This is a genomic window from Phenylobacterium sp., from assembly GCF_044371015.1.
Taxonomy (GTDB): Bacteria; Pseudomonadota; Alphaproteobacteria; order Caulobacterales; family Caulobacteraceae; genus Phenylobacterium.
The window spans coordinates 1-2,683 of sequence record NZ_JBILUK010000338.1; the positions used below are offsets into that span (position 1 = coordinate 1).

General features: G+C 67.5%; 3 protein-coding genes. 2 read left to right on the top strand and 1 reads right to left on the bottom strand.

Translation table 11 applies throughout. The features are described 5' to 3' along the window. Positions 1 to 21: 21 nt before the first annotated feature. Complete coding sequence (locus tag ACIQ3R_RS17315; protein WP_397420093.1) at positions 22 to 1,272, bottom strand: aminotransferase class III-fold pyridoxal phosphate-dependent enzyme; 1,251 nt, start codon at positions 1,270 to 1,272, stop codon at positions 22 to 24. Between the two features lie 133 nt (positions 1,273 to 1,405). On the opposite strand from ACIQ3R_RS17315, the gene hppD reads away from it, so the two are divergent. Further along, entirely contained in the window at positions 1,406 to 2,491 is a 1,086-nt protein-coding gene (gene hppD, locus ACIQ3R_RS17320; RefSeq protein WP_397420094.1) for a 4-hydroxyphenylpyruvate dioxygenase, read from the top strand. Then, a partial coding sequence (locus ACIQ3R_RS17325; RefSeq protein ID WP_397420095.1) for a VOC family protein occupies positions 2,488 to 2,683 on the top strand: 196 nt, incomplete at its 3' end. The genes hppD and ACIQ3R_RS17325, both read left to right, overlap by 4 nt.

The following is a 2,683-nucleotide window of genomic DNA, read 5'->3' on the forward strand; positions in this document are numbered from 1 at the left end:
CCTGAGATCCGGCGTCTGAGCTCAGCCGGGCCCCGGTGTCTCGGCGAAGGCCTCGGCGGCGATGGCGATGGTCTCGTCGATGTCGGCGGGCTGATGCGCCCCGCTCAGGTTCCAGTTGAGGTTCGGGTGCAGGATGGCGCCGCGCCCTGAGGCCGCGCGCGCGAACATCTTGAGCCGTGCGCCCCCCGGATCGTCAGCCAGCAGCAGAGTCGGCATGGTGACCGGCCCGGTGTAGGTGATCGCCTGGCCGGCCTTGGCCGCCGCCGCCAGGATCCCCGCGCGCAGGCGTTCGCCCATGGCGGTGATGTGGGCGAACACGTTGTCCCGCTCATAGATCTCGAGCATGGCCATGGCCGCCGCCATGGCGGAGGCTTCGAACATGAAGGTCGAGGTATAGAAGATCTTCCGCGCCGCCGCGCGCAGGTGCTCCCGCGCGACCAACGCCGAGATCGCGTAGCCGTTGCCGAGCGCCTTGCCGAAGGCGGCGACGTCGGGCTCCAGGCCGAGCGGCCGGAAGGAGCCGACCGGATCAAGTCGGAAGCCGTGCCGCACATCGTCGAACACCAGCTGGATGTCATGTCGGGCCTGGGCGGCGCGTATCGCGCCCAGGAACTCCGGGCTGGGCGCGACAGTCTGCAGACCCGGGTTCTGGTCCAGCGGGTTGAGCAGGATCGCGGCGGTCGTGTCGGCATGGGCGGCGCAGTGGTCGGCCAGCCGCTGCGGGTCGTTCCAGGGCAGTCGCACGATGTCGCGGACGCCATCGCTCAGGGGCCCCGGAGGCGGGCGGTTGGCCAGCTCCGGGTCGCTGCCGTGATAAGCGCGATCGAAGGTGATCACGGTGCGGCGGCCGGTGTGCTGACGGGCCATGCGTACGCCCAGGCTGACCACCTCCGATCCGTTCTTCGAGGTCACACCGAACGCCATGCCCGGGACGCGGGCGACCAGTCGCTCGATCACCTCCACCAGGGCCGGCGGGAAGAAGCTGGCGCTGGTCTGCTGCTCGGCCTGACGGCGCGCCGCCGCTTCGACCTCGGGATGGCGATAGCCCAGGATGTTCGGGCCGTTGGCGCAGAGAAAGTCGATGTAGGTGCGGCCGTCGACGTCGGTCACCCGGCAGCCCTGCGCCGAGGCGATGAAGCCCGGCAGCACGCCGCGCCCGGCGAAGTCGGCGCTGCGGGAGTAGTAGATTCCGCCGCCCGGCAGCACCTGATCCGCCCGCGCCCAGAGCGCCTGTCCGATGGGGCCGTCTACCGGGTCCTGCGCGATCGACATGCCTCGCCTCCCTTTTTTGTTACCTGACCGTATCATTATTGCCTGGGGGCACAAGCCGGAGCCGACGCACTTGACAGTTCATCCGCACGACAGATAGTTGCATATGTAACGATATGCGCCATGGAGCCCGGCCATGCCCGACCTGTTCGACAACCCCCTCGGCCTGGACGGGTTCGAGTTCGTGGAGTTTTCGGCGCCGGAAAAGGGGCTGCTGGAGCCGGTGTTCCAGGCCATGGGCTTCACCCGCATCGCGCGCCATCGCTCGAAGGACGTGGACCTCTGGCGACAGGGCGAGATCAACCTGATCGCCAACTATGAGCCCCGTTCGCCGGCCGCCTATTTCGCCGCCGAGCATGGCCCCTCGGCCTGCGGCATGGCCTTTCGAGTCAAGAACGCCCGCCACGCCTATGAGGAAGCTGTCGCCCGCGGCGCCGAGCCGGTCGAGACCCGCACCGGGCCGATGGAGCTGCGCATTCCCGCGATCCGCGGCATCGGCGGGGCGATCCTGTATCTGATCGACCGCTACGGCGAGGGGCTGTCGATCTACGATATCGACTTCGAATACCTGCCGGGCGTCGACCGCCATCCGGTCGGCGCAGGCCTGAAGGTGATCGATCACCTGACCCACAACGTCTATGGCGGGCGCATGGCTCACTGGGCCGGCTTCTATGAGCGCATCTTCAACTTCCGCGAGATCCGCTACTTCGACATCAAGGGCGAGTATACGGGCCTGACCTCCAAGGCGATGACCGCGCCGGACGGCAAGATCCGCATCCCGCTGAACGAAGAGGGTCGCGCCGGCGGCGGCCAGATCGAGGAATTCCTGCGGGCCTATAACGGCGAGGGCATCCAGCATATCGCGTTTTCCTGCGATGACCTGATCGGCGCCTGGGACCGGCTGAAGGTGATGGGGACGCCGCTGATGACCCCGCCGCCAGAGACCTATTACGAGATGCTGGAGGAGCGCATGCCGGGCCATGGCGAGCCGGTGGCGGAGCTTCAGCGGCGCGGCATCCTGCTCGACGGCTCGACCGAAAAGGGCGACCCGCGCCTTCTTCTGCAGATATTCTCAGAGACCCAGATCGGACCGGTGTTCTTCGAGTTCATCCAGCGCAAGAAGGACGAGGGTTTCGGAGAGGGCAACTTCACCGCGCTCTTCAAGTCGATGGAGCGGGATCAGATCCGCCGCGGCGCGCTTGTGACGGAACCGGCCGAATGAGCCAGCCGCCGGTCCTGGAGCGAATCCACCACGTCGCCTATCGCTGCCGCGACGCAGCGGAGACCGTGGCCTTCTACGAGCGCGTGCTGGGGATGACCTACACCACCGCCTTCGCCGAGGACCACGTGCCCTCGACGGGCGCCTACGACCCCTACATGCACATCTTCCTCGATGCGGGCGGCGGCAACGTTC